The organism is Polaromonas sp. P1_E1_2, assembly GCF_056406035.1.
Window position 1 is genome coordinate 1 of record NZ_JBFUAZ010000809.1, and the last position, 1,486, is coordinate 1,486.

At 60.6% G+C, this 1,486-nt stretch carries 3 protein-coding genes; 1 reads left to right on the plus strand and 2 read right to left on the minus strand.

All coding sequences use genetic code 11. The features are described 5' to 3' along the window. Positions 1–48 precede the first annotated feature (48 nt). Both AC1D1P_RS23110 and AC1D1P_RS23115 read right to left on the minus strand, forming a co-directional pair. Positions 49–525 (minus strand): TM2 domain-containing protein, encoded by a 477-nt coding sequence (locus AC1D1P_RS23110; protein WP_477674602.1) that lies wholly within the window; start codon positions 523–525, stop codon positions 49–51. A gap of 7 nt (positions 526–532) precedes the next feature. Further along, positions 533–1,069 (minus strand): N-acetyltransferase family protein, encoded by a 537-nt coding sequence (locus AC1D1P_RS23115; protein ID WP_477674603.1) that lies wholly within the window; start codon positions 1,067–1,069, stop codon positions 533–535. A gap of 186 nt (positions 1,070–1,255) precedes the next feature. Here AC1D1P_RS23115 and rpsP point away from each other — a divergent pair. After that, the coding region (gene rpsP, locus AC1D1P_RS23120; protein ID WP_477674604.1) for a 30S ribosomal protein S16 at positions 1,256–1,486 on the plus strand (231 nt) is incomplete at its 3' end.

Consider the following 1,486-nt stretch of genomic DNA (forward strand, 5'->3'; position numbering starts at 1 on the left):
CGCGGGGGGCAGGAAGCTACACGAAGTGAGCGACCGTGGGGGCTCTATCTACTGGCTGATTTTCTTGGCCTCTTCGACCTGGTACTCGAAGTAGCGTTGGAAGCTGAAGACTATGCTGGACATCAGTGAGATAGTGCCAAACAACAGCGCAAACACCACGGCGCCTATGGTCAGCCAGTTGGTGTTGCCCGCCTGGGTGGCCGGCGTGCCCGTGTTGTGCAGCGCATTCCATTTTTCCGTTGGCATCAGGCCGTAGTAAATGGCGGTCAATGCCGTGCCGGCCAGCGTAAAGCCCAGTAGCGGAATCAGCACCCAGGCGAGGTGGTCATCTTGCCCATAAAGCCGTACGCGCTCGACTCCCCACCAGCCCAGCGCCGCTGCGATGGGGTGCAGCCAGGCCCACACGTCGCCAAGGCCGAACAGGTAAAGACGGTGCACGCCGAGTTGACCGCCGATAAAAGCGAGCCAGGCGGCGAGGGTTTTGTTTTTGGGCGCTTTAGGGGCTTTGGAGGCGGTTGCTTGCATGCGGCGATTATGCGGCGAGTGCATCCACCGGCGGCTGCGTGTCGCCTGCGCCCAAGGTCTTTTCCATGATCACAATGTCGCGCCAGGCGCCGAACTTCCAGCCGCAGGAGGTAATGGTGCCGATCTCTTTGAAGCCAAGCGAACGATGTACGCCCACCGAGCCGGCGTTGGCCGAATCACCGATCACGGCCATGGCCTTGCGTACGCCCACCGCTTCAAGCCGTGCCAGCAGCTCGGCCAGCAACGCACGGCCCAGGCCCCTGCGATGCAGGTCAGGCGCGAGGTAGATCGAGTCTTCCACTGAGAACCGGTAGGCCGGGCGGGGCTTGAACCAGTTGCCGTAGGCAAAGCCCACAATTTTTCCTTCCTCCTCGGCGATCAGGTAGGGCAGGCCTTTGGACAGTACGTCAGCCCGGCGGGTCATCATGTCGGCCACGCTGGGAGGCTCGGTTTCGAACGTTCCTGTGCTGTGCAGGACGTGGTGGCCGTAAATGGCCGTGATGGCGGGAATGTCTTCTTCGCGGCTGGGGCGTATGAGGGGCATGTCTGTCGTGGTTTCGGGGATAGGAGAAGGGCGGGGAGGTGAATTTGGGCCAAAACCGTTCCACAGGCTATAATCTCAGGCTTTGCAGCAATTCGCTGGCCGGGTGGCCATGTCGTGTGTCTCAAGCGCTGCAGAACATTGGGGTATCTACCTTACCGGTAAGCCCCACCACCCGAAGGATAAATCATGGTCGTCATTCGACTTGCACGCGGCGGTTCCAAGCACCGTCCTTTTTTCAATATTGTTGTGGCTGACAAACGCGTTCGCCGCGACGGCCGTTTCATCGAGCGCATCGGTTTTTACAACCCGATTGCCAAAGGTGGCGAAGAAGGCCTGCGCATTGCGCAAGACCGCCTGACCCACTGGATCGGTGTGGGCGCCCAGCCGTCTCCTACCGTTCTGCGCCTGGTCAAGCAA